The organism is Burkholderia sp. Bp9015 (assembly GCF_003853505.1).
GTDB lineage: Bacteria > Pseudomonadota > Gammaproteobacteria > Burkholderiales > Burkholderiaceae > Burkholderia.
The window spans coordinates 18909-42773 of record NZ_QTPZ01000050.1 but is presented as its reverse complement, the minus strand read 5'-3'; the positions used below and the strand labels follow the sequence as shown (position 1 = coordinate 42773).

The 23865-nt window shown below is 67.8% G+C and carries 19 protein-coding genes and 1 pseudogene; 10 read left to right on the top strand and 10 right to left on the bottom strand.

Going from position 1 to position 23865, the window contains the following annotated elements; genetic code table 11:
• Window positions 1-20: 20 nt before the first annotated feature.
• The 4 genes from DIE12_RS34485 to DIE12_RS34470 are packed head-to-tail and all read right to left on the bottom strand — an operon-like array spanning window position 21 to window position 3336.
• Window positions 21-779: an SDR family NAD(P)-dependent oxidoreductase gene (locus DIE12_RS34485; protein WP_124487117.1), complete on the bottom strand. Its 759-nt coding sequence runs from the start codon at window positions 777-779 to the stop codon at window positions 21-23.
• A gap of 7 nt (window positions 780-786) precedes the next feature.
• On the bottom strand, window positions 787-1551 hold the full coding sequence (locus DIE12_RS34480; protein WP_044848813.1) for an SDR family oxidoreductase: 765 nt from the start codon (window positions 1549-1551) through the stop codon (window positions 787-789).
• Between the two features lie 58 nt (window positions 1552-1609).
• A complete protein-coding gene (locus DIE12_RS34475) occupies window positions 1610-2641 on the bottom strand; it encodes a phosphotransferase (RefSeq protein ID WP_124523748.1) in 1032 nt (343 codons plus the stop codon).
• Window positions 2642-2661: 20 nt separating this feature from the next.
• Window positions 2662-3336 carry a histidine phosphatase family protein gene (locus tag DIE12_RS34470; protein ID WP_124523746.1) on the bottom strand — a complete coding sequence of 225 codons (675 nt, stop codon included), beginning with the start codon at window positions 3334-3336 and terminating at the stop codon, window positions 2662-2664.
• Between the two features lie 210 nt (window positions 3337-3546).
• Between DIE12_RS34470 and DIE12_RS34465 the strand changes: the two genes are divergently transcribed.
• Window positions 3547-3702 (top strand): DUF3309 family protein, encoded by a 156-nt coding sequence (locus DIE12_RS34465; protein ID WP_124520972.1) that lies wholly within the window; start codon window positions 3547-3549, stop codon window positions 3700-3702.
• Between the two features lie 110 nt (window positions 3703-3812).
• On the opposite strand, the pseudogene DIE12_RS34460 reads toward DIE12_RS34465, so the two are convergent.
• Window positions 3813-4121 (bottom strand): annotated as a pseudogene (locus tag DIE12_RS34460) (hypothetical protein); the annotation flags it as partial.
• A 306-nt stretch (window positions 4122-4427) separates the two neighbouring features.
• Here DIE12_RS34460 and DIE12_RS34455 point away from each other — a divergent pair.
• Window positions 4428-5711, top strand: coding sequence for an MFS transporter (locus DIE12_RS34455; protein ID WP_124487120.1), 1284 nt, complete (start codon window positions 4428-4430; stop codon window positions 5709-5711).
• 146 nt (window positions 5712-5857) lie between these two features.
• On the opposite strand, the gene DIE12_RS34450 is transcribed toward DIE12_RS34455, so the two are convergent.
• On the bottom strand, window positions 5858-6802 hold the full coding sequence (locus tag DIE12_RS34450) for a LysR family transcriptional regulator (protein WP_124487121.1): 945 nt from the start codon (window positions 6800-6802) through the stop codon (window positions 5858-5860).
• A gap of 155 nt (window positions 6803-6957) precedes the next feature.
• On the opposite strand from DIE12_RS34450, the gene DIE12_RS34445 reads away from it, so the two are divergent.
• The 8 genes from DIE12_RS34445 (at window position 6958) to DIE12_RS34410 (ending at window position 15100) form a co-directional block, all read left to right on the top strand.
• Complete coding sequence (locus DIE12_RS34445; protein ID WP_124487122.1) at window positions 6958-8034, top strand: 4-hydroxythreonine-4-phosphate dehydrogenase PdxA; 1077 nt, start codon at window positions 6958-6960, stop codon at window positions 8032-8034.
• Window positions 8035-8095: 61 nt separating this feature from the next.
• Window positions 8096-9268, top strand: coding sequence for an L-rhamnonate dehydratase (locus DIE12_RS34440; RefSeq protein ID WP_124487123.1), 1173 nt, complete (start codon window positions 8096-8098; stop codon window positions 9266-9268).
• 8 nt (window positions 9269-9276) lie between these two features.
• A complete protein-coding gene (locus DIE12_RS34435; protein WP_124487124.1) occupies window positions 9277-10194 on the top strand; it encodes a dihydrodipicolinate synthase family protein in 918 nt (305 codons plus the stop codon).
• 98 nt (window positions 10195-10292) lie between these two features.
• Complete coding sequence (locus DIE12_RS34430; protein ID WP_124487125.1) at window positions 10293-11585, top strand: MFS transporter; 1293 nt, start codon at window positions 10293-10295, stop codon at window positions 11583-11585.
• A 33-nt stretch (window positions 11586-11618) separates the two neighbouring features.
• Window positions 11619-12566, top strand: coding sequence for a YncE family protein (locus tag DIE12_RS34425; RefSeq protein ID WP_044847506.1), 948 nt, complete (start codon window positions 11619-11621; stop codon window positions 12564-12566).
• A complete protein-coding gene (locus DIE12_RS34420) occupies window positions 12544-13500 on the top strand; it encodes an amidohydrolase (RefSeq protein ID WP_124487126.1) in 957 nt (318 codons plus the stop codon). The genes DIE12_RS34425 and DIE12_RS34420 overlap by 23 nt, the downstream gene beginning before the upstream one ends.
• A gap of 126 nt (window positions 13501-13626) precedes the next feature.
• Window positions 13627-14583, top strand: coding sequence for a hypothetical protein (locus DIE12_RS34415; RefSeq protein WP_124487127.1), 957 nt, complete (start codon window positions 13627-13629; stop codon window positions 14581-14583).
• 67 nt (window positions 14584-14650) lie between these two features.
• The gene (locus DIE12_RS34410; protein WP_124487151.1) at window positions 14651-15100 is read left to right on the top strand and encodes an N-acetyltransferase; all 450 of its coding nucleotides are present in this window, start codon (window positions 14651-14653) and stop codon (window positions 15098-15100) included.
• 132 nt (window positions 15101-15232) lie between these two features.
• On the opposite strand, the gene DIE12_RS34405 is transcribed toward DIE12_RS34410, so the two are convergent.
• From DIE12_RS34405 to DIE12_RS34390, 4 genes are all read right to left on the bottom strand, one after another.
• On the bottom strand, window positions 15233-18118 hold the full coding sequence (locus tag DIE12_RS34405) for a bifunctional YncE family protein/alkaline phosphatase family protein (RefSeq protein ID WP_124487128.1): 2886 nt from the start codon (window positions 18116-18118) through the stop codon (window positions 15233-15235).
• Window positions 18119-18385: 267 nt separating this feature from the next.
• The gene (locus DIE12_RS34400; protein ID WP_124487129.1) at window positions 18386-20320 is read right to left on the bottom strand and encodes an SMP-30/gluconolactonase/LRE family protein; all 1935 of its coding nucleotides are present in this window, start codon (window positions 20318-20320) and stop codon (window positions 18386-18388) included.
• A gap of 456 nt (window positions 20321-20776) precedes the next feature.
• The gene (locus tag DIE12_RS34395; RefSeq protein WP_124487130.1) at window positions 20777-22084 is read right to left on the bottom strand and encodes a dicarboxylate/amino acid:cation symporter; all 1308 of its coding nucleotides are present in this window, start codon (window positions 22082-22084) and stop codon (window positions 20777-20779) included.
• Window positions 22085-22571: 487 nt separating this feature from the next.
• Window positions 22572-23777 (bottom strand): MFS transporter, encoded by a 1206-nt coding sequence (locus DIE12_RS34390; protein ID WP_044847510.1) that lies wholly within the window; start codon window positions 23775-23777, stop codon window positions 22572-22574.
• Window positions 23778-23865 lie beyond the last annotated feature (88 nt).

Genomic DNA, 23865 nt, shown 5'->3' with positions numbered 1-23865 from the left:
CCGGTTTCCGTTCGTTCGGTTCAGAAGGCCGAGACACCGCCGTCGACGGCGACGGCCTGCCCGGTCAGATAGCTGTTTTCCTTCGCGCACAGCGTGAGCATCGTCGCGACGATTTCCTCGGGCCGGCCGAGCCGCTTCATCGGCGAGCCCTGCGCGAGAAAGTCCTGGCGCTCGCCGAGGTCGCTGTCGGTGACCATCGGCGTCGCGCTGTAGAACGGGCACACCGCGTTCACGCGAATGCCGTGGCGCGCGTATTCGAGCGCGGCCGTCTTCGTGAGCCCGACCACCGCGTGCTTCGACGCCGCATAGGCGGCCAGCTTCGGCGCGCCGCCGAGCCCGGCCATCGACGCGACGTTCAGGATCACGCCTTCGCGCTGCGCGAGCATCTGGCGAATCTGGTGCTTCATCGCGAAGAACACGCCCTTCGCGTTCACCGCGAAGCTCAGGTCGAGATCGGCTTCGTCGGTATCGATCAGCGCCTTCATCGGCGGGGCGATGCCGGCATTGTTGATGCCGACGTCGAGCCGTTCGAAGCCCGCGACCGCCGCCTGGACCAGCAACGCGACGTCGGCTTCGACGCGCACGTCGCAGCGCTGCGCGATCACGTCGGCGCCGGCTGCGCGCAGCCCCGCGGCCACGCGCTCGAGCGCCGCTTCGTTCAGGTCGCCGAGCGCGAGCCGCGCGCCCATCGCGGCCAGTTCGCTCGCGAGCAGCGCACCGAAGCCGCTCGCGGCGCCGGTGATCATCACGGCCTGCCCGGCATAGCTGTCGATTTTCATCGCGCGCTCAGATCGTCAGGCCGCCGTCGACGACGATGCATTCGCCGTTCGTGTAGCTCGCCGCATCGGACACGAGATACAGCACGGTGCCGGCCATCTCGCGCGGCTCCGCGTGGCGGCGCAGCGGGATCTTCGTCATCCAGGTTTCGTAGATGTCCTTGTCGGCGAACAGCGCGCCCGCGAACTTCGTCTTGGTGAGGCCCGGCAGCAGCGCGTTCACGCGGATGCCGAACGGCCCGCACTCCTTCGCGAACGCCTTCGTCATGTTGACGACCGCGGCCTTCGTGATCGAGTAGATGCCTTGCCGGTCGCCCGGCTGCAGCGCATTCACCGACGCGGTGTTGACGATCGCGCCGCCGCCCTGCGCCTTCATCAGCTTGCCGGCCTCGACCGACATGAAGAAGTAGCCGCGGATGTTCACGTCGACCGTCTTTTCGTACGCGGCGAGATCGGTGTCGAGGATGTGCCCGAAATACGGATTCGCGGCCGCGTTGTTCACGAGGATGTCGAGCCGGCCGTGCTTGCCGCGGATCGTCTCGAACGTCGCGGCGATGTCCTCCAGCCGCCCGACGTGGCACGCCAGCGCTTCCGCGCGGCCGCCCGCCGCGACGATTTCGTCCGCCACCGCCTGGCAGTCGTCGAGCTTGCGGCTCGACACGATCACGTGCGCGCCCTGCTGCGCGAGCAGCTTCGCGATTTCCTCGCCGATGCCGCGGCTCGCGCCCGTCACCAGCGCGATCTTGCCCGTCAGGTCGAACAGATTCGTTGCCATGTTGCTGTGCTCCTCCATTGATGTGTTGTCGTGCCGCCGCGCGGCGCTTCCGTCGCGGTCAGCGCTGCGCGTCGATCAAGTCGACGGCCATCTCGGCCAGCCGGCCGGCCATCGCGCCGACGCGCAGCGCCTGCTCGCTCGACGCGTTGCCCTGCAGCGCGCGCGCCTTCACGCCCTGCGCGATCGCCGCGAGCCGGAAGAAACTGAACGCGAGATAGAAATGCCAGTCGCGGATCGGCTCGATGCCGCGCAGCTCGCAATAGCGCGCGACGATCGCCGCTTCGTCAGGAATGCCGAGTTCCGCACGATCCTGGCCAGCGAGCCCGCGCACCTGGCCGCCCGACGGCAGGCGCAGGCACATGCAGAAATACGCGAGATCGGCGAGCGGGTTGCCGAGCGTCGACAGTTCCCAGTCGAGCACGGCCTGCACGCGATAGCCGTCGCGCGCGAACATCAGGTTGTCGATCCGGAAATCGCCGTGCACCAGCGCGGGCCGGCCGGTGTCCGCCGGGCACGCCTTCGGCAGCCAGTCGATCAGCGTCTCCATCGCGTCGAGGCGCTCGGTTTCCGCCGCGCGATACTGCTTCGTCCAGACGCCGATCTGGCGCTCGAAGTAGTTGCCGGGGCGGCCGTAGTCGGCGAGGCCCACCGCGTCGACGTCCACGTCGTGCAGCGCGGCCATCGTGCGCAGCAGCGCGTCGTAGCAGGTCGCGCGCTCGGCCTTCGGCAGCTCCGGCAGCGCCGGATCCCAGAAGATCCGGCCGTCCTCGAAGCTCATCACGTAGAACAGGCTGCCGAACACGTCGCGGTCTTCGCAGAGGTGATATGGATGCGCGACCGGCACCGCGGTGCCCGACAGCGCACTCAGCACGCGGAATTCGCGGTCGACCGCATGCGCGGATTTCAGCAGCTCGCCGGGCGGCTGGCGGCGCAGCACGTAACGGCCGCTCTTCGCATGCAGCAGGAAGGTCGGGTTCGACTGGCCGCCGGCAAACTTCTCCATGTCGAGCGGGCCTTCGAAACCCGGCACGTGCGCTTCCAGATAGCGCGTGAGGCGGGCTACGTCGAGGGGCTGGGAAGGATTCGTCATCGTCGCGATCGTTCGTGGGGTCAGCCGTAGGTGCGCCACGCATGCCGTTCGGGATCCTCGAGATGCGGGATGCCGTTGAACGACGCGAGGTGGAACGCTTCGGCGTTGAAGAAAAACTGCGAAAGACTGCTGTTGCGGATCTGCAGGTTCAGCGCGATCGCGCTCGACGGCGGTGCGGCAAGCACCTGCTGCACGGTCACCGCGATCGGGCCGCCGGAGCTCACCGCGAGCACGCGCTGGCTGCCGCCGCCGCGGATCGCAGCGCGCGCGTCGGCGACGCGCTGCTGGAAATGCGCCCAGGTTTCGGGGGCGGTGTCGCCGAGCCTGTCGTCGGCCCACAGGTGCAGCACCTGCCGCAGCGCGCGAAAGTGCTCCTTCATCGAGCCGGCTGCGAGCCGCGCGATCTCGGGATAGTCGTTCGCCGCCGCCGCGAACAGCCCGTGGAAGTCGTATTCGTTCAGGCCGGGATGGCGGTCGACCGCCACGCCGTCGCGGCCCATTCCGCGCAGGATCGCGGCGACCGTCTGCGCATGCCGGTTCATCGTGCCGCAGATCACGCGATCGAACGTCAGGCCCTGCCCCGCGAAGTATTCGCCGAGCCAGACGCCCTGCTGCTCGCCGGCCGCGGATAGCCGGTCGTAGTCGTCCGTGCCGAACGACGCCTGCCCGTGCCGTACCAGAAAGAGTTCAGCCATTGCCTGCCCGCCTGAGGGGAAACCGAAGGGTCAGCATAGCGACCGGGTCTGCATTTTTGAAATTTATTTTCTGAATCGGACGCTATTCATTTCATGAATTCCCGGTATCCAAACAGTGCGCTTTCGCCGGCTTGCGCCGATGGCCCTGACCGCGGCACGGGAATTGCGCAAGCAGGCACCGTCATGTCGAACAAATTCAGGAGGGGTGCGATGCTCGGTACAATCCTTATCATCGTTCTGATTCTGCTGCTGATCGGGGCATTTCCAGCGTGGCCGCACAGCCGAAGCTGGGGCTACTGGCCATCGGGCTCTCTCGGGCTGATCGTCGTCGTCGTCGTGATACTCGTGCTGCTGGGCCACATCTGAGTGTGACGACGCGTGCCGGTTCAACAGGCACGCGTCGTTCGGTCCGCGCGCCGTGGCTTCTTTACAAACGCCCGCGATGAACGCCAAGCCGGCAATGGCGAGCCGATAGATCGCTGGGCCGCCTGCTTGGTACGCGCCTTCACGAGCGCGCGCGCCGGCGCGGACGGCACCAGCCATTCGCGCTTCGCGCCGTAATACCCGGCGATCCCGAGGAACAGCGTCATCGCACCGCTCACGATGAGCGCGCTGAACAGCGCGTCGAGCATCACGCACACGAACTCGAGCACGAACACGGCAAGCAGCGGAATCAGCAGCAGCCGGAACGAATAGCCGTCGCGGCCGTGCCCCTGGATCCACCATTTCACCGGCTGGAGTTGCCAGAAGCGGTTGTCCCGGTGGCGTGAAAGTCGTTGTTCCATGTCCGTCCATTCCCGACTGTGCGATTGCGCCGCGTCACTGCATCATGACCGCACCGGCGTCGAAACGCGTTCGACCCATGCCGTGCGTCGTGTCCGTGCGCGGCCATCCCGCATCATGCCGCAACCGTTCGTGGAAAACCCGCACGGCGCCCCGAGCCGGCACCCGAATGCGGCGAAACCGAACACCGCAGGTTATCAATTGATCCAAAAGATTCAGTAGACGATGCCTCCTCCGGCGCGCGATGCTGGCCCCGCCAGTGAACGCGGCGTCATTGCAACGACGCGCACAAGAATGGAGTGAGACACATGCCGACCGATCACCGTCAACGACGCCACACGCTGTGGCTGCTGTGCGCGCTTTCGTTCATCCTCTACGTCGACCGCGTGAACCTCGCGACCGCGGCCGGCGCGATCAAGGCCGAACTCGGGCTGTCGAACACCGAACTCGGCATCGCGTTCTCCGCGTTCGCGTATTCGTACGCGATCTGCCAGATCTTCGGCGGCTGGATCGCCGACCGCTTCGGCGCCCGCATCACGCTGATCGGCTGCGGGCTGATCTGGGTCGCGTCGACCTTCATGACCGGGCTCGTGCACAGCCTCGCGCTGCTGTTCGCCGCGCGCCTGCTGCTCGGGATCGGCGAAGGCGCGACGCTGCCCGCGCAGGCCCGCGCGATCACGCACTGGTTCTCGCGCGAACGGCGCGGCGTCGTGCAGGGCTTCACGCATTCGTTCTCGCGCCTCGGCAACGCGGTCACGCCGCCGATCGTCGCCGCGCTGATGACGTGGCTGTCGTGGCGCGCGGCGTTCTTCGTGATCGGCGCGGTGACGCTGGTGTGGCTCGTGTGGTGGATCGCCGGCTTTCGCGAGTATCCGGTCGGCGACGGCGGCGACAACCGTACGCGCACCGCTGCCGCCGCCCGGCCGGCACCGGCGCCGGGCCCGACGCCGTGGGGCCCGCTGTTCCGCCGGATGGCGCCGACGATCTTCGTGTACTTCTGCTACGGCTGGACCGCCTGGCTGTTCTTCACGTGGCTGCCGACGTTCTTCCTGAACGGCAAGGGCCTCGACCTGAAGTCTACCGCGCTGTTCGCATCCGGCGTGTTCTTCGCGGGCGTCGTCGGCGACACGCTCGGCGGCTGGCTGTGCGACCGCATCTACCGCAAGACCGGCAACCTCGCGCTGTCGCGCCAGAGCGTGATCGTCGCGAGTTTCACCGGCGCGCTCGCCTGCATGCTGCCGCTCGCGTTCGTGCATTCGACGGCCGGCATCGCGCTGTGCCTGTCCGGGTCGTTCCTGTGCCTCGAACTGACGATCGGGCCGATCTGGGCCGTGCCGAGCGATATCGCGCCGACGCACGCGGGCATCGCGAGCGGGATGATGAATGCGGGTTCCGCGATCGCGGGGATCCTGTCGCCGATCCTGTTCGGCTATCTCGTCGACCACACCGGAAGCTGGACGGTGCCGTTCGTCGGGTCGGTCGCGATGCTGCTGATCGGCATCGTCGCCGCGCTGCGGATCCGGCCGGATCGCGCTCTGTCGGCATCGACGCCGTCGCTCGCCGAAGCGCCGGCCGCGCCGTCGGCACGCTGACGCGGTGTGGCGGCGGTTCGCCGCGCGGTATCGGGCTTGGTCCTGCTCGGCGCGGATTGTCCCGACCTGCCCTGATCGCCGTCATCACGCACCGCGAGCGAAGCTCGCCGGTGCGTGATGCCGCAACGTAGCCGCCCCGCCTTCCATCAATCGCCCGCGCCCTGCCCGCCTTCCCGATGGAACAGCGCCAGAAACTGCTGCGCCGGAATGCTCAGCGGCCGATCACGCCGCACGAGGCTGCCATACGACGGCAGCTTCTGGTCGAGTTCGTAATCGATAATCGCAACCAGCCCGTGCGCCGCGTTGCGCTGCGCGACGGTCAACGGAATCACGCCGAGCATCCGCGAACGGTCGACGAGATTCATCGTCGTCAGGATCGACCCCGTTTCGACGAGCCCGCGCGGCATCGGCTGGTGACGCGCGCGGAACTCGCGCTCGACCACCTCGCGCGCCGGGCTGCCGGCCGGCTGCAAGATCCACGTGTAATCGAGCAGCGCGTCGAATTCGACCGGCCCCGCGCCCGCGAGCGGATGGTCGCGGCCCGCGATGATCGCGAGCGCCTCGTCGTCCACCACGCGGAAGTCGCAATCGGTGCCGACGTTGCGGCCGATCACCACCTCGAGCACGCCCTCGCGCAACTGCGGCATCAGCCGGTCGCTGGTATCGACCGCGATGTCGATCGCCAGCAGCGGATAGCGCGCCTTCAGCTGCACCAGCGCCTCGGTGAGCCGCCCCGGCGACGCCGCCATGATGCTGCCGATCGCGAGCCGCCCCGCGCTGCCGAGCTGCAGCTCGCCGAGCTCGCGATTGAGCGCCTCCATGCTGCCGCGAATCCCGCGGAAATAGCCGAGCACGCGCTCGCCGGCCGGGTTCAGCACGAGCCCGCGCCCGACACGATCGAAGAGGCGCTGGCCGAGCGCGCTTTCCAGTTCGGCCAGCATCTTCGTCGCGGCCGGCTGCGTGAGGCCGAGCTGCCCGGCCGCCGCGCGCAGCGTCGAGCATTCATCCACCGCGAGCAGCAGCGCGATCTGCCGCATCCGCAGCCGGTTCAGCAATTGGGGAGTCGAGTCTCGTCGATCGATCGAGCCCATTTCGATTACTCCAGGTTATCGATTCATCAAGAGTTTTCAATTTACCGACTCATTCCGTCTACCTAGCATGAACCCCATACACCAACGGCCACACGCCGCCACCGGAGACACCGCATGAACATGCAATCGCCCGCCGCCCGCCACGGAGACGCCGCATGACGACCGCCGCCGCCGTGCCCGCCGCTGCACTGCCCGCCGCTTCACTGCCCGTCGTCGCGCTGACCCTCGGCGACCCCGCCGGCATCGGCGCCGAACTGATCGCGAAGCTGCTCGCGCGGCCCGACGCGACGTCCCGCGCGAACCTCGTGCTGATCGGCGACCGCTGGCTGTGGGAAGCCGGCCAGCGCGTCGCCGGCGTGACGGTCGACATCGAGCCCGTCGCGTCGCTCGCCGCCGTGCGCGGCCGGCCGTCCACCGCGCGCGCCGCGTTCGTCGCGCTCGACACGATCGATCGCGCGCAGGTCACCGTCGGCCAGCCCGGCGCGGCCGGCGGCCGCTCGACGCTGACCGTGCTCGACCGGTGCCTCGACGCCGCGCTCGCCGGCGACATCGACGCGATCTGCTTCGCGCCGCTGAACAAGTACGCGATGAAGCTCGGCGGGCTCCGGCACGACGACGAGCTGCACCACTTCGCCGCCGCGCTCGGCGTGACCGGCTACTTCTGCGAATTCAACACGCTCGGCGAGCTGTGGACCGCGCGCATCTCGTCGCATATTCCGCTGAAGGATGCGGCGGCCCAGCTGAGCGTCGCGCGAATCGAACAGGCATCCGAACTGATCTACCGGTCGCTGCTCGCGAACGGCGTCGCGGCGCCGAAGATCGCGATCGCCGCGTTCAACCCGCACGGCGGCGACGGCGGCAGCTGCGGCCGCGAGGAAGTCGACATCATCGAGCCGGCCGTGCGCAAGCTGCAGTCGCGCGACTGGCCGACCGAAGCGCCGTTCCACGGCCCGTTCCCCGCCGACACGATCTTCCTGAAGGCGCAGGCCGGCGACTACCAGGCGATCGTCACGATGTACCACGACCAGGGGCAGATCGCGATCAAGCTGCTCGGCTTCTCGCGCGGCGTGACCGTGCAGGGCGGGTTGCCCGTGCCGATCACGACGCCCGCGCACGGCACCGCGTACGACATCGCGGGCCGCGGCACGGCCGACGTCGGCGCGACCTGGCAGGCGCTGCAGATCGCCTGCCGCATGGGCGCCGCGCGCCGCACCCGCACCGTTTCGGCGTGACGCTCGCGCGCCAGCCGCACACGACACACACACGACAACATCGATTCCAGGAGACACCAACATGAAGATCCGCTCCGTGCGCGCCCGCGTATTCCAGTGGAAAGGCAAGACCGTTCCGCCGCAGGGCAACTTCTGCTCGAACGCGATGGACCTGCTGTACGCGCCGCAGGAAACCATGAGCACGTTCCGCTTCCATGCGTGGACGGTCGTGGAAGTCGAGACCGACGACGGCATCGTCGGCCTCGGCAACGTCGCGCTCGCGCCGCACGTCGCGAAGGCGATCATCGACCAGTACCTCGCGCCGCTCGTGATCGGCCAGGACCCGTGGGACTACGAGTACCTGAACCAGCGGATGTACCGCGCGACCCACGCATGGGGCCGCAAGGGCATCGGCATGGCGGCGATCTCGGCGGTCGACATCGCGATCTGGGACATCCTCGGCAAGAGCGTCGGCAAGCCGGTGTTCAAGCTGCTCGGCGGCCGCACCAAGGAGAAGATCCCCTGCTACTACTCGAAGCTCTACCGCACCGACCTGAAGGCGATGCAGGAGGAAGCGCAGCAATACCTGAAGGAAGGCTTCCGCGCGTTCAAGATGCGCTTCGGCTACGGGCCCGCGCACGGCCAGCAGGGCGTGGTGGAGAACCTGAAGTCGGTCGCGGCGATCCGCGAGGTGATCGGCTACGACAACGACCTGATGCTCGAGTGCTACATGGGCTGGAACCTCGAGTATGCGAAGCGCATCCTGCCGAAGCTCGAGAAGTACCAGCCGCGCTGGCTCGAGGAACCGGTGATCGCCGACGACATCGACGGCTACGCGGAGCTGAACCGGCTGACGAGCATTCCAATCTCGGGCGGCGAGCACGAGTTTTCGCTGTACGGCTTCAAGCAGCTGCTCGACCGCAAGGCCGTGTCGGTCGTGCAGTACGACACGAACCGCGTCGGCGGGATCACGATGGCGCACAAGATCAACGCGCTGTGCGAGGCGTACAGCGTGCCGGTGATTCCGCATGCGGGCCAGATGCACAACTATCACCTGACGATGAGCACGCTCGCATCGCCGATGAGCGAGTACTTCCCGATGTTCGACGTGGAAGTCGGCAATGAGCTGTTCTATTACATCTTCGACGGCGAGCCGGTGGCCGAGAACGGCTTCCTGCAGCTGCGCGACGACGTCCCGGGCCTCGGTCTCACGCTGAAGACCGAATTCCTCGACCAGTTCGACATCGTCGAGTGAGGCCGGCCATGCACGCACGCTACCAGGGCGTCTTTCCGGTCGCGCCGACGATCTTCGACGCGCACGGCGCGCTCGACCTCGACGGCCAGCGCCGTTGCCTCGACTTCATGATCGATGCCGGCTCGCAAGGCATCTGCATTCACGCGAACTACTCGGAGCAGTTCGCGCTCGGCGACGACGAACGCGACCTCATCACGCGCACGACGCTCGAGCACGTCGCCGGCCGCGTGCCGGTGATCGTCACGACATCGCACTTCAGCGCGCGGATCTGCGCGGAACGCAACCGTCGGGCGCAGGCACTCGGTGCCGCGATGGTGATGGTGATGCCGCCGTACCACGGCGCGACGTTCCGCGTGCCCGACGCATCGATCCGCGCGTTCTTCCGCGAAGTCGCCGACGGCCTCGACATTCCGCTGATGATCCAGGACGCGCCCGCGAGCGGCGTCGCGCTGCCGGCGTCGCTGCTCGCGACGCTCGCGCGCGAGATCGACGCCGTGTCGTACTTCAAGATCGAGACGCCCGGCGCCGCGTCGAAGCTGCGCGAGCTGATCGCGCTCGGCGGCGACGCGATCGAAGGGCCGTGGGACGGCGAGGAAGGCATCACGCTGCTCGCCGACCTCGATGCCGGCGCGACCGGCGCGATGACGGGCGGCGGTTATCCGGACGGCATCCGCCGCATCACCGACGCGTATTTCGCCGGACGCCGCGACGAAGCGTGCGAGCAATACGCGCGCTGGCTGCCGCTGATCAACTACGAGAACCGCCAGTCGGGCTTCCTGACCGCGAAGGCGCTGCTGAAGGAAGGCGGCGTGATCGCGTGCGACCGGCCGCGCGCCCCCTGGCCCGAACTGCATCCGCAGGTGCGTGCAGGCCTGCTCGACGCGGCACGGCGGCTCGATCCGCTCGTGCTGCGCTGGGGACGCTAGACATCGTTTCGTACCCGCAACGCGCGTTGCGTTGCGCATCGGCGTGACGGCGGCCCGACAGAAGGCCGCCGCCGCTCATCACATGGATCGGAGACACCATGACTCTGCTGAACCCCGCCACCCCGGCCTATGAAGCCGGCGATGCCATCCCGCGCCGCCGCTGGCTGCGCGTGATTCCGCCGCTGCTGCTCGCGTGCATCGTTTCGTACATGGACCGCGTGAACATCGCGTTCGCGATGCCAGGCGGGATGAACGCCGAACTCGGCATGAACGCGACGATGGCCGGCCTCGCCGGCGGCATCTTCTTCTTCGGCTACCTGTTCCTGCAGATTCCGGGCGGCCGGCGCGCCGCGCTCGGCAGCGGCAAGAAGTTCATCGCGTGGTCGCTCGTGAGCTGGGCCGTGCTGTCGGTGCTGACCGGGCTCGTCACCCATACGTGGCAACTTTTGACGCTGCGCTTCCTGCTCGGCGTGGCGGAAGGCGGGATGCTGCCGGTCGTGCTGACGATGGTCAGCCACTGGTTTCCCGACCGCGAACGCGGCCGCGCGAACGCGATGGTCATCATGTTCGTGCCGCTCGCCGGCATGATCACCGCGCCGCTGTCCGGCTTCATCCTCGCTGCATACGACTGGCGTCACCTGTTCTACAGCGCCGGCGCGCTGTCGCTGCTTTGCCTGTTCGCGTGGCTGATGTTCGCCGACGACAGCCCGGAAACCGCGCGCTGGGTGTCGCCGCGCGAGAAGGCGTACATCCTCGACGCGCTGCGCGACGAACAGGCGCGCAAGCAGGCCGCCGGCACGCCGGCCGCCGCGTCGTTCGGCGCGATACTGCGCAACCCGACGATCTGGCTGCTGATCGCGATCAACTTCTGCTATCAGGTCGGCATCTACGGCTATACGATGTGGTTGCCGACGCTGCTGAAAAACCTCACGCACGGCGGGATGGGCAAGGTCGGCCTGCTCGCGATGCTGCCGTATGTCGCGATGGTGATCGGGATGTTCGCCACGTCGTATTTGTCGGACCGGACCGGCAAGCGGCGCCTGTTCGTGCTGCTGCCGCTCGTCGGCTTTGCCGCGTGCCTCGCGCTGTCGGTGCTCACGCATGCGTCGATGATCGTGTCGTTCGCGTTCCTGATCGGCTGCGGCTTCTTCCTGCAGGCGGCGGCCGGCGTGTTCTGGGCGATTCCGCCGAAGCTGTGCAGCGTCGAGACGGCCGGCAGCGCGCGCGGCCTGATCAACGCGCTCGGCAACCTCGGCGGCTTCTGCGGCCCGTATGCGGTCGGCGTGCTGACCCAGCACGTGAGCGCGGCCGCCGGCGTGTACAGCCTCGCCGTCACGCTCGCGGTGGCCGGCCTGCTCGCGCTGACGCTGCCCAGGCGCTGCGAGGACTGACCGGACACGCGAACGAATCAACGGAGACACACCATGAACGACATCCTGTTGCTGGTGCAGAAATGCGCCCACACCTTCAGCTTCTACGACCTCGAGACGAAAGCCGCGCTCAAGCACATCGTGCTGCCGAACTTCCCGCACGAGTTCACCGTCGACGTGAACGACCGCTTCGCGTACGTCGGCATCTTCGGGATCGAGACCGCGTGGTCGCGCGGCCATGAAGGCGATCACCGGATCGCCGAGATCGACCTCGTCGAGCGCACGCACACGCGCATGCTCGACCTGTGGCCGTACTACCGGCCGCACGGGATGGCGGCCGATCGCGACGGCCGGCTGTACGCGATGAGCGAGGCGCACGACATGCTGCTCGTGTTCGACGCGCCGACCCGGCAGGCCGTGCCGAACATGGCCGTACCGTCCGGCGGCGTGAAGACGCACCTCGTGACGCTCACGCGCGATGCGAGCCGCGCCTACGGCGTGCACCTGCTGTCGAACACGGTCACGCAATTCCATCCGCGCGACGCGACCGTCGCGCCGCGTGCGGTAATGCCCGGCCCGCGTCCCGAAGGCAATGCGCTGTCGAGCGACGAGCGCACGCTGTTCGTCGCGAATCGCGGCGACGACACGCTCGTCGAGATCGACACCGACACGATGACCTGCGGCCGCCGCGTGAAGACCCGCAGCGATCCCAACCGCATCTACCGCACCACCGCGCCGGACGGCCGCGACCTGCTGCTGCTGACCAATTCCGGCGAGCGGTCGATCTCGGTGTTCGATGCGCGGCAGCTGGAGGAAATCGAACGCGTCGCGCTGCCCGCGAACCCGACCGCGCTGTCGTTCCATCCGTCGCGGCGCGTCGCGTACGTGTCGTTCCAGGACGACTACGTGCGCGAACTCGATCTCGATGCGTGGCGGTTCGTCGGTGCATTGCCGACGCTGCGTGAACCGGATGCGTCGTATGTGCTCGCCGGCACGCGCTGAGCGGCGCGACGACGCACCGCCGCCCGACGCGATGCCGGCGGCGCTCGTCGACGCGCATCACCACCTTTGGCGGCTCGGCGCGGGTGCGCACTACCCGTGGCTGCAGGACCGGTACGATCCGGCGCACTTCATGTTCGGCGGCTACGCGGCGCTGTGCCGCGATTTCGGCGTGGACGACTACCGGCACGCCGCGCAACGCGCGCCGCTCGTCGCGAGCGTGCACGTCGAGGCCGAACGGGCGCGCGACGAGGCGCTCGCGGAGACGCGCTGGCTGCACGAGGTCGCGGCCGCGCACGGGTTGCCGTCGGCCGTCGTCGCGTGGGTCGACCTGCTGGCCGACGACGCGCACGAGCGGCTCGCCGAACAGGCCGCGTGGCCGCGCGTGCGCGGCGTGCGGTTCAAGCCGCGCACCGCTGCGTCGCCGGACGCGGCCGTCGACGGACCCGGCACGCTGCGCGACCCGCGCTGGCCGGCCGCGCTGGAACGCCTGGCCGCGCATGGCCTGAGCTGGGACCTGCGCGTGCCGTTCTGGCATCTCGGCGACGCGGCCGCGCTGCTGGCCGATGCACCCGGCGTCGACGTCGTGCTCGAACATGCCGGGCTGCCGTGGGACCGCTCGAGCGCGGGGCTCGCGCGCTGGCGCAGCGGCATGGAGGCGCTCGCCGCCTCGCCGCGCGTGAACGTCAAGATCTCCGAACTCGGCTTGCGCGATGCGGCGTGGAACGACGCGGACAACGCGCGGATCATCCGCGACACGATCGCGATATTCGGCTGGCCGCGCTGCCTGTTCGCGAGCAATTTTCCGGTGGCGGGGTTGCGGGTGTCGTATCCGGCGCTGCTGCGCACGTTCGCCCGCGCGATGGCGGACCTCGACGATGCGGCGCGCCGCGCGATCTGGCATGACAACGCGATGCGTGTGTACCGGATCGCGTGAGCGGGCTTGACGCATCGGCCGGATGGCCGGAATCGTACGTATCCGGTTGACCGCAGGATGATTCGAAAGGTATACGAAAGCATTGCGCTTCGCGCGTCGATGGCCTTTCGAGTCAACCCATCCGGCATGATCAACCGCAACGGAAACACGGCCGGCTTCGCCGCGGCCGGTACACTTGGCGACATGAGCCACTTTCGCATTACCTATGACGGGCCGGCACTCGAATCGTCCGAAATGGACGTGCGGGAACTCGCCCCCGCCCTTCTCGCCGTCGGCGACTTGCTCGAGGCCTCGGCCAAGGCGCTCTGCGGAGACCAGGTTCGGCCACAGGTGAACGTCCGGGGCAGCTTCAAGACCGGCAGCTTCGGCATCGACTTCACGCTCGCGACCTCGCTCCTCGGCAGAATGCGCGACATGCTGAGCGGCAGCGAAGGCGCGGCACTCGCCAATGCCGTCACGATTCTGACCGCGCTCGGCATTGCCGGTCCGAAAGTCGGAAAGGGCCTGTTCGCGGTACTCAAGTGGTTACGCGGCCGCCCGATCCAGCGCGTTCGGATGAACGAACGCAGCGCCGTGCTGCACGTCGATGGCGAAACGCTCGAGATCGAACTGTCCGTCCTCACCCTGCTGCGGGACGTGAGTGTCCGCGAGGCGACCACCCGTGCGCTCATGCCGCTTTCGCGCGACGGCGTGACGATTTTCTCGGCCGGCACCGACACGGACGTGTTCGAGACCGTCACCCGGAACGAGGTCGACTGGTTCCGCGTACCCGAGCAAGCCGATGTACCGATCCTCGACGAGCATCGCAAGATGGCGTTTTCGATCGTGCCGCTCGCGTTCAAGGACGACAACAAATGGCGTCTCTACGACGGTGCCGCCACGATCCACGCCGCGATCACCGATGCGAATTTCCTGACGCGCGTGGACAACAACCAGATCAGCTTCAGCAAGGGCGACGTACTCGTCTGCAGCGTGCGCGTACAGCAGTGGCAGACCGCCGACGGAGCCAAGACCGAATACGAGGTCACGAACGTCCTCGAGCATCGTCCGGCCGCGCGGCAAATCCAGTTGCCCGGCCTTTGACCGGCATGCCGCGCTCGTGAATCATGCGCTGCATGCCATCGAACCCGCTCTCGAACGCGCTCCGACCATGCCCCCTGCGATCCGCCTGCGCCCGGCGTCTGCCGCCGACCTGCCGTTCCTGCTGAGGCTCCGCCGGCTCACGATGACCGAGCATCTGCAACGCGTCGGCGCACCCACCGACGACGCAGCGCACCACCAGCGCATCGCGACGCATTTCGACGATGCGTTGATCGTCTGCGAAGGCACGAACGCCGATGCCGACTCGATCGGCTTGCTGAAGGTGACGCGCGCCGCCGGGGAATGGCACGTCCACCAGATCCAGATCCTCCCGTCGCGACAGGGCCGAGGCATCGGCGAAGCCGTGCTGCGCGAACTGCTGAGCGAAGCCGCGCGCGAGCCCGTGCCCGTATCGCTCAGCGTTCTGCACGGCAACCCGGCGCGGCGCCTCTACGAGCGGCTCGGGTTCCGGCTCCTTTCCGAAACGGACAGCAGCGCGAACCTGATATGGCACGCATGACGCCGCGCGGCCCGGCCGGCCGCACACGAGGCGCACCGAATGCCGCCGACGCAGCCCCCCGCCGCACACCTCGCAAAAAAACACGGGCCCTCCCGCCGGGAGGGCCCGCTTGCAGACCGTCCAGCCGGACGATCAGTCGTCGTCGCGGCTCGCCACCTTCTGCGTCACGCCCCTGAGCTTCGGATACGGCTGCGATCCCATCATGCCCTTCCACAACACGCGGTTGAACTGATCCGCCGGCACCTCGTCGGCATCGTCGAAGTCGAACTTCGCCGTCACCTTCGCCCAGTACGCCGCGTCATGCTTCGGCGTGACGTCCGGCCCGGCCGCGTAATGCAGGAGATTCTCGCCCGCCCCGTCGGCCAGGCGCAGCCCGGTGCCCTTCAGCGCCGTCGACGCGACGGCCGTGTAGGTCCACGACGCCGGGCCGTGCACGTCGAACACGTCGGTCATCGGCCGCTGGTACGCGGTATTCAGGTTCATGTGCTGCGTGCCGAGCACGTCCTCGATGGTGCGCAGCGCATTGACCTGGCTGTAGCGCGTCCGGATCACCGCGCCCTGCTTCACGTACGGCCCGACGATGTACGCGGGCCCGCGATGCGAATCCACGTGGTCGGGGCCGTCCTGCACGTCGTCCTCGGTCACGACGATCAGCGTGTCGTTCGCATACGGGCTCTTCGCGACGGCTTCGACCAGCCGGCCGACCGCCAGGTCGTTGTCCGCCTGCTGCGTCTCCGGCGTGTTCACGCCGGCGAGCGCCGTGCCGAACGCCCCCATGTGATCGTGCGACAGGCGCACCAGCGACAGCGTCGGCAGGTTGCCGCCCACGACGTACTGGTCGAACTCGCGTTTCCACTCGTCGAGGCGCCACTGGTCCGGATAGTTCTGGTCGAACCCGCGGAAATACACGTCCGTCATCGACGCGAGCCGCGGGTCGAGCGCCGCGGCCTGGACGACGCCGGCCGCGTGCGGATCGACGATCGGGTTCGCGGCCGTGCCGATGCTGCCGACGTTGTTCACGAGGAAACCGTAGTTGCGTACCGTGCCGCCGCCGGCCAGCACCGCGTCGAAGATGTAGCCGCGCTGGCGGCCGAACGGCGCATCGGACGACGCATGGTTGCCGGTGCCCGGAAGCAGGTTCGCCGCGCCGCCCGGCAGGGTGGCGGCCGCGTTGCTGTAGTTCGTGGTGCCGGCAGGGCCGGCCGCCGCATCGCGCTGCTGCACCGTCTCCCAGTTCACCGGCACGTTGCGGTTCGTGCCCTCGCTCTCGTACGACAGGCCGCGATTGACCGCCGCGTAGTTGATCTGCTGGGTGATCGTCTCGGTGTTGGTGACGCGCCCCTGCAGCGCCCACGACCAGCCGTCCATGCTGCCGTCGCCCGGGTTCATGAAGTTGTCGAGCGTCACGAACTGGCTCGCCAGGCGATGGAAGTTCGGCGTGATGTTCCGGCCGAACTGGGCGAGCTTCGGATCGCCGTTGGCGCCGTTGCCGATGTCGCCGAGCACCTGGTCGAACGTGCGGTTTTCCTTCACGACGTAGATCACGTGCTTGATGTGGCGGCGCAGGAAGCCCATCACTTCGTTGTCCCTGTCGTTGTCTTCCGGGCGATAGAAGTTGTTGCGCGCGGCCTGCTGCGTCAGCGTCGGCAACTCGTGGGCCGCCGGCACCGGCGCGCTCACGAGCGACGCGCGCTCGAGCTGGAACTGGTATTCGTTCGACGCGCGCGACGCGGCGGCCTGCGCGGGCGTCGCGCCGAACAGGTGGTCCGGGTTCGGGCCGGTGGTGCTCTTGCCGTTCACCACGTACATCCACGTGCCGTCGGCGCTGAACGTCACGTCGTGCGGCTCGAACGCGGTCGGAATCAGGCCGGTGACGCGATACGCGCGCTCCCCGACGAGCGGGATCACGGCGATTTCGTTCGCGCCGGCATTGGTCGCATACAGCGTGCGGCCATCGCGCGACAGCGTGACCGCGTACGTCGCCGCGCCCGTGTGCGCCTGGCCGTGCGCCAGCACGCCGGCCGGCGCGCGCGCGTCGATCCGGGTCACGACCGCGTTGGTGTTCGTGTCGATCACCGCGACCTGGTCGGCGTTGTCCTGCGCGACGAACAGCCTCGATTGCGACGCGTCGAGCGTCATGCCGAGCGCATTGCCGTCCAGCTTGATGCGCTTGAGCAGGCGGCCGCGGGACGGCGACGACACGTCGATCGCGACGATCTCGCGATCGCGATCCGACGACACGTACGCGATGCCGTTGCCCTTCATCGCGACCGCGAACGGGAACGTGCCGCCGGCATCGCCGCTGCGGCCTTCGTTGCCGGAGAAGAACGGCCGCAGGTCGTGCTCGTAACGCACGTTGCGGGTCGCGGTATCGATCACGCTGATCGAGTCGTTGTAGTTGTTCGCGACGACGAGCGTCTTGCCGTCGGCCGACAGCGCGAGCCCGGCCGCGTTCGGCTGCACGCGGATGCCGACGCCCTTGCCGGCATGGCCGAGCGCGATCGTCGTCGACAGCGCCCACGCGCCGCCCTGCTGCGCGTAGACGTAGACCGCATCGTCGCTGCCGCCGGTCGCATAGAGCGTGCTCCCGTCATGCGAAAACGCCAGGCCGACGAACGCGTTGGTCTGCTGAAGCACCTGCCTGAGCACCGGGCGCGTCTTGTTCGCGCCCGCGACGTCGTACAGGAAGATGAATTGCGTCGAGGCCGCGGTGTCGACCGAACCGTCCGGCTTGTACAGCGAGTTCTGGCCGGCGGTGATGATCGCCAGCGTCTTGCCGTCCGGGCTCAGTTGCGAGCGCACGGCTTCTCCCGCGACGAAATGCGGATAGGCCGGCAGTCCGGGATTCAGGAATTGCTGGACTGCACCGCGCACGGCGAGCGGCGTGACGAACTGACCGCTCGGCACGCGGGCGGCATCGGCGGCGTCGAAACCGTCCGCATGCGCGTGCGACGCAAGCAACACGGCCGACATGACGGCTCCGAGTCGGAGCGCGCGCTTGACCTGGCTATTTTTCATAGGAATCCTCTGTACTGATGGGGCGATTACCGTCTGACGTGTCCGGCATGATCCTGGCGTTGTCTGCCCGTGTCGCACGGCGGCGAGGGCCCTTGCCAGTCGATCGAGTGCATTGCGTCGACGATCGCCGACGTGCCGGCATTACATCGCCGCCCAATGTCAAGCGGATGACCGGCTCCGTTGCGGGCCGGCTTCTTACACATCGTTACAGCGAAGGCATTTCGATGACAGCCATCGCGGTGTCTTCGTGGCCGTGAGGGCTCGCTCTCAAGGCGTCCACCGGTAAACGGTGATGCTGTTTCCCTTCACGTTGTTCTTCGTCACCACGTACTCGCCGTTCGCACGACGGTATGCACGCACGCTGTACATCGCATCGATCGCGCTGCTGGTATCCACGGTCGCCGGGCTCGCGTTGACGAGCGTCGTGTCGAGATTGCCGGTGTCGAGATTGAATGCGTCGATGTTCGGCCACAGCGGCCCGCTGCTGCTGAACCAGTAGCCGACGAACAGGTGGTTGCCGGCCGCATCGATCGACTTCGCGCCGCTGTGCGGCAGCGTGATCACCGGGTTCGGCTTCGTCGTGTTGCCCGCGCGCCAGCCGTGATACACCTCGATGCGCGTGCCGATCGACGTCCAGTCGGTACTGCCGACGACGCCCTGCGCGAGCACCATCGTGTCGCTGTCGGCGAGATAGACGATGCGCGTGAGCGGCTGGATGCTGGCCGGCACCGGCGTCGGCACGCCGGGCCCCCACGACGGCTTGCCGCTCGCATCGAAACCGGTCAGCGGATAGTGATAAATGGCGCCGGTCTTGTCGAGGCCGGCCCATACGCCGCCGTTGCTGTCGAGGCTGAAGCCGGCCGACACGCGCCGGGTCGTGTTGAACGCGGGCCCGGGGATCGATCCGTCCGGAATCGCGACGTAGCCGCTGGCCGCGTTGAAGTGGAAGAAATAATAGACCGGCGGATTCTGCCCCGCCGCGACGAGGATCCGGTTCGCGCCGACCGACGTCAGCAGCCCGAAGTGCTCGTCGCGCTGCGTGTCGCCCATATTGATGCGCGGGTCCGACGGATACGTGAACGGATCGACGGTGTTCGCGACGAAGGTGCCGCCCGCGGTGCCGCTGTAGACGTGCGTGCCGCTGTAGAACAGCGCGCCGTCGGTGACCGGGTCCGGCGCGGCGATGCCTTCGAAGTTCAGCGACTGCAGCGTCCACCGCAGGCTGCCGGTGCTGCCGTACGCGTGAATGTCGGTCGCGCCGTTGCGGCCGAGATCCCAGCTGCCGCCCCACGGGTTGTTGAGCACGTACAGGTTGCCGGCCGTGTCCTTGCCGATGCCGGCCACGCGGGTGAAGCGCTGCGCGCCGACTTGCCCCTTGGTGCCCGTCGTCGTGTCGAGATAGCCGCCGCGCACGCCGAACGTGCCGGCCAGCGCGGGCCGGCCCGCGACGGTATAGCGCTTGATGTTCATGTCGGGGCCTTCGTCGCCGACCATCAGCTGCCCCGTCGCCGCATCGAAACAGAGCGCAGACGGCTGCGACCCGGCGGCCAGCCGGATCGTGTTCAGCAGCGCACCGGCCGGGCTGAATTCGACGACCGCGCCCGCGCTCTTCTGCGCGACCCAGATGTTGCCCGCACCGTCGACGGCGAGCGCGCCCGGCGCCGATACGCCGATGTCGCGCTGCCACACGCCGTCGGTCGTAAACACCCGCACGCGATTGCCATAGAAGTCGCTCGCATAGAGCAGCGAGCCGGCCGTGGCGAGCCCGGTGACGACGTCGATGCGCGGCTGGTCGGTCGCCGCCGTGACCTGAATCAGCTTGTCGCGGAACCGCGTCGCGCGGTTGTAGCGCCCGACCGCGCCGCTGCCGTACCCGTTGCCGGGCTGCAGCGCGACGAACAGCGACGTCGCGTTGCCCGTGATCGCGCTGCCCTGGAATTCCGAGTGCGTGCCGATCGAGCCGACGCTCTTGCCGTTCTGGTAGATCGCGACGCCGCCCTCGTCCTCGTCCCACATCGACGCGGTGTAGATCACGCCTTCGGGCGCGACCCACATCGAACGCGCGACGTTGCCGACGTGCGCGGCGAGCGTGCCGTAGGTGTTCGCCAGCCAGTCGGTGGTGTTGGCCGCGTATCCGGCCGGCGCAATCGTGGCGATCGCGGCGGCGAGCAGCACGGCCTGAATCGGTTTTCCGGCGACCATGGCTGATGCTCTCCTGAATGGTGGAGTCATTCACATGAGGGGGACGGCCGGATGGTTTGAAATCGGCAGTGCGTAAATACTGCCGCCTAAATCATCCGGTGCAGTCGGTATTACATCGCGCGCGCATTCGATAATCGGCTGCAGCGAGAATAGCGTTATATAAATCGAAAAAAATTGTGGACCGCTGGCGCAGACGGCGCGCGCGATTGCGCGAGAGTGAATGACCACTTACGCGCGTACCTTGATATCGAGGAAATCCGGCGTTCACCGACGGGAATATCACCACGGGTCGGAATGCGGCGTATCGGGAATGGGAAGGTTTTTCGGCGGATCGGGAAAATCGCCGGAGGCAGGTAAAGGAACAACTGCCGGCGGGTATTGCCGGCAGACATTGCACCGGCCTGTATCCAGGTCGAATCCAGGCCGGTGCAGATCATTTCATTTGAAACGGGGAAATCACGCGGACGTTGCCGTCTCCCGCACTTCCGCCTGCCTGATCTCGCCGCCGCCGTCCGGATCCGTGTCGTCGCGCGAATCGCCGAGCTGGCCTTCCCACTTCGCGACCACCGCAGCCGCGATCGAGTTGCCGACCGCGTTGGTCGCCGAGCGCCCCATGTCGAGGAACATGTCGACGCCCATGATCAGCAGCAGTCCGGCTTCCGGCAGATGGAACTGGCCGAGCGTCGCCGCGATCACGACCAGCGATGCGCGCGGCACGCCCGCCATCCCCTTCGACGTCACCATCAGCATCAACAGCATCGTGATCTGCGTGCCGAGCGGCAGGTCGATCCCGTACACCTGCGAGATGAACAGCACCGCGAACGTGCAGTACATCATCGAGCCGTCGAGGTTGAACGAGTACCCGATCGGCAGCACGAAGCTCGAGATCCTGCGATTCACGCCGAACCGGTCGAGCGCGTCGAGCAGCTTCGGATACGCGGCCTCGGAGCTCGCCGTCGCGAACGACAGCAGGAACGGCTCGCGGATCAGGCGGATCAGCGTGAACGCGCGCTTGCCGAGGAACGCCACGCCGGCGAGCGTCAGCACGCCCCACAGCAGCGCCAGCGCCAGGTAGAAGCTCGCCATGAACTTCGCGAACGTGAGCAGGATGCCGAGCCCCTCCGTCGTGATCGTCGACGCCAGCGCCGCGAACACCGCGACCGGCGCGAACCACATCACCGCGCCCGTCACCTTGAGCATGACCTGCGCGAGATCGTCGATCACGCCGGTCAGGCGCTTGCCGGCGTCGCCGAGCGCGGACAGCGCGGTGCCGAAGAAGATCGAGAACACGACGATCTGCAGGATCTCGTTGTTCGCCATCGCCTCGGCGATCGATTTCGGCACCAGGTGGACGACGAAATCCTTCAGCGTGAATGCGCCCGTCTTCAGGTTGAGCGCCGCATCGGCGGCCGGCAGCGGCAGGCTCAGGTGACTGCCCGGCTTCAGGATCGTCGCGGTGATCAGGCCGAGCAGCAGCGACGTGAACGACGCGATGAAGAACCAGCCGAACGCCTTCACGCCGACGCGGCCGACCGACCCGCTGTCGCCCATCTGCGCGATGCCGACGGTCAGCGTCGCGAACACCAGCGGCGCGATGATCATCTTGATCAGGCGCAGGAACACGTCGGACAGCAGCGACACATAGCCGGCGACTTCCCTGGCCATTTTCGGGTCGGGAAACGCGCTATGACAGGCGTAGCCCACGGCAATGCCAAGCACCATCGCGATGACGATGTACTTGGTGATGTTGTGCTTCTTCTTCATTAGCAATCCAAATTACAGAATGGGTGTTTCCAACGGCAGGTCGATCGCCGGCATTGAAACGGGGATGGAATTCCGCGAGCGCGGCGCGCCGTTTTCGAATGCCGGAGCCCGTCCGTGGGCATGGCCACGGCGAACAGGGGAGGCATTCTATCGCAAACGCCGGACAATCTTTCAAATCTGAAAGCTAAGGGCGGAATGCGACGCGCGGAACTAGGCGGAGTGGGCCTTCGCCGGTCTGGAGCTTTGGGCTTCGGGCTTCGGGCTTTGGGCTTCGGGCTTCGGGCTTCGGGCTTCGGGCTTCGGGCTTCGGGCCTCGGGCCTCGGGCCTCGGGCCTCGGGCCTCGGGCCTCGGGCCTCGGGCCTCGGGCTTCAGGCTTCAGACTTCAGGCTTCAGGCTTCGGGCCTCGAGCCTCGGGCGTCAGGCTTCGGGCACCTGCGCGCCCGTTCGGCCTTGAGCGGGGCGTCGGCGAGCCCGCGGCGTGACGCATCACGCCGGCGACGTACCGGGTCGCGGCATGAACCGGCACAGGCACAGCGGCACCACGACCAGCGCCGCGCCGGCGAGAAACGTGGCCGACGCGCCGAAACGCGCCCACAGCGCGCCGGCGATGCTGCTCGCGAGCAGCATGCAGATGCCGCTCACCAGGTTGAACACGCCGAACGCGGTCCCGCGCAGCGTGGCCGGCGAGGTTTCCGACACCATCGCGGCGAGGATGCCCTGCGTGAAGCCCATGTGCAGCCCCCACACGGCCACGCCGGCGAACATCGAGAGCGTCGACGTGCCGATGCCGAGCAGCAGGTCGGCCGCGATCAGCAGCACCATGCCGGCCGCGAGCAGCACGCGGCGATCGAGCCGGTCCGACAGGATGCCGACCGGCCAGGCGGACGCCGAATAAGCGACGCTCATCGCGACCATCACGCCCGGAATCCACGCCGCATCGAGCCCCGTCTGCTGCGCACGCAGCACCAGGAATGCCTCGCTGAAGCGCGCGAGCGTAAACGTCGCGCCGGCCGCGACGACGAACCAGTAACCGCGGGGAAACTCGCGCAGCGCGTTCCAGCGCAACGGCGAGCGAAAGCGCCGGTCCGGTTTCGACTGCTCCGGCTCACGTACGCCGAAGACGATCAATGCGATCGCGACGAACGCCGGCACCACGGCGAACCACAGCACGGTCCGGATGCGGTCCTCGAACCAGAGCATCAGCACGATCGCGAGCATCGGCCCGAGAAACGCGCCCACGGTATCCATCGACTGACGCAGGCCGAAGCAGGCGCCGCGGATTTCGGGCGGCGCGACGTCGGCCACCAGCGCGTCGCGCGGCGCGCCGCGAATTCCCTTGCCGACGCGGTCGAGCAGACGGGCCGTCACGACCACGGCCGGCGTGGACGCCAGCGGAAACAACGGCTTGGTCAGCGCCGCGAGGCCATAGCCGATCAGCAGCAGCCCCTTGCGGCGCCCGAGCCAGTCGCTGATCGCGCCGGAGAACACCTTGACGATCATCGCCGTCGCTTCGGCCGCCCCTTCGAGCACGCCGAGCGCGGCGACGCTCATGCCCATCGTCGACACCAGATAGATCGGCAACAGCGCATGGATCAGCTCGGACGACAGGTCCATGAAGAGGCTCACGAGGCCCAGGGCCCACACGGTCCGTGGAATCGCAGGCTTGCCGGCAATCGGGGTTGGAGCGCTCATGATCGACCTGCATCGAGGTTGCGGGCGGTGCGACTTGCCACGGGGTTCCCTGTCCCGACAGGACAGGCGCGCCGCGGCGCGGGAACAC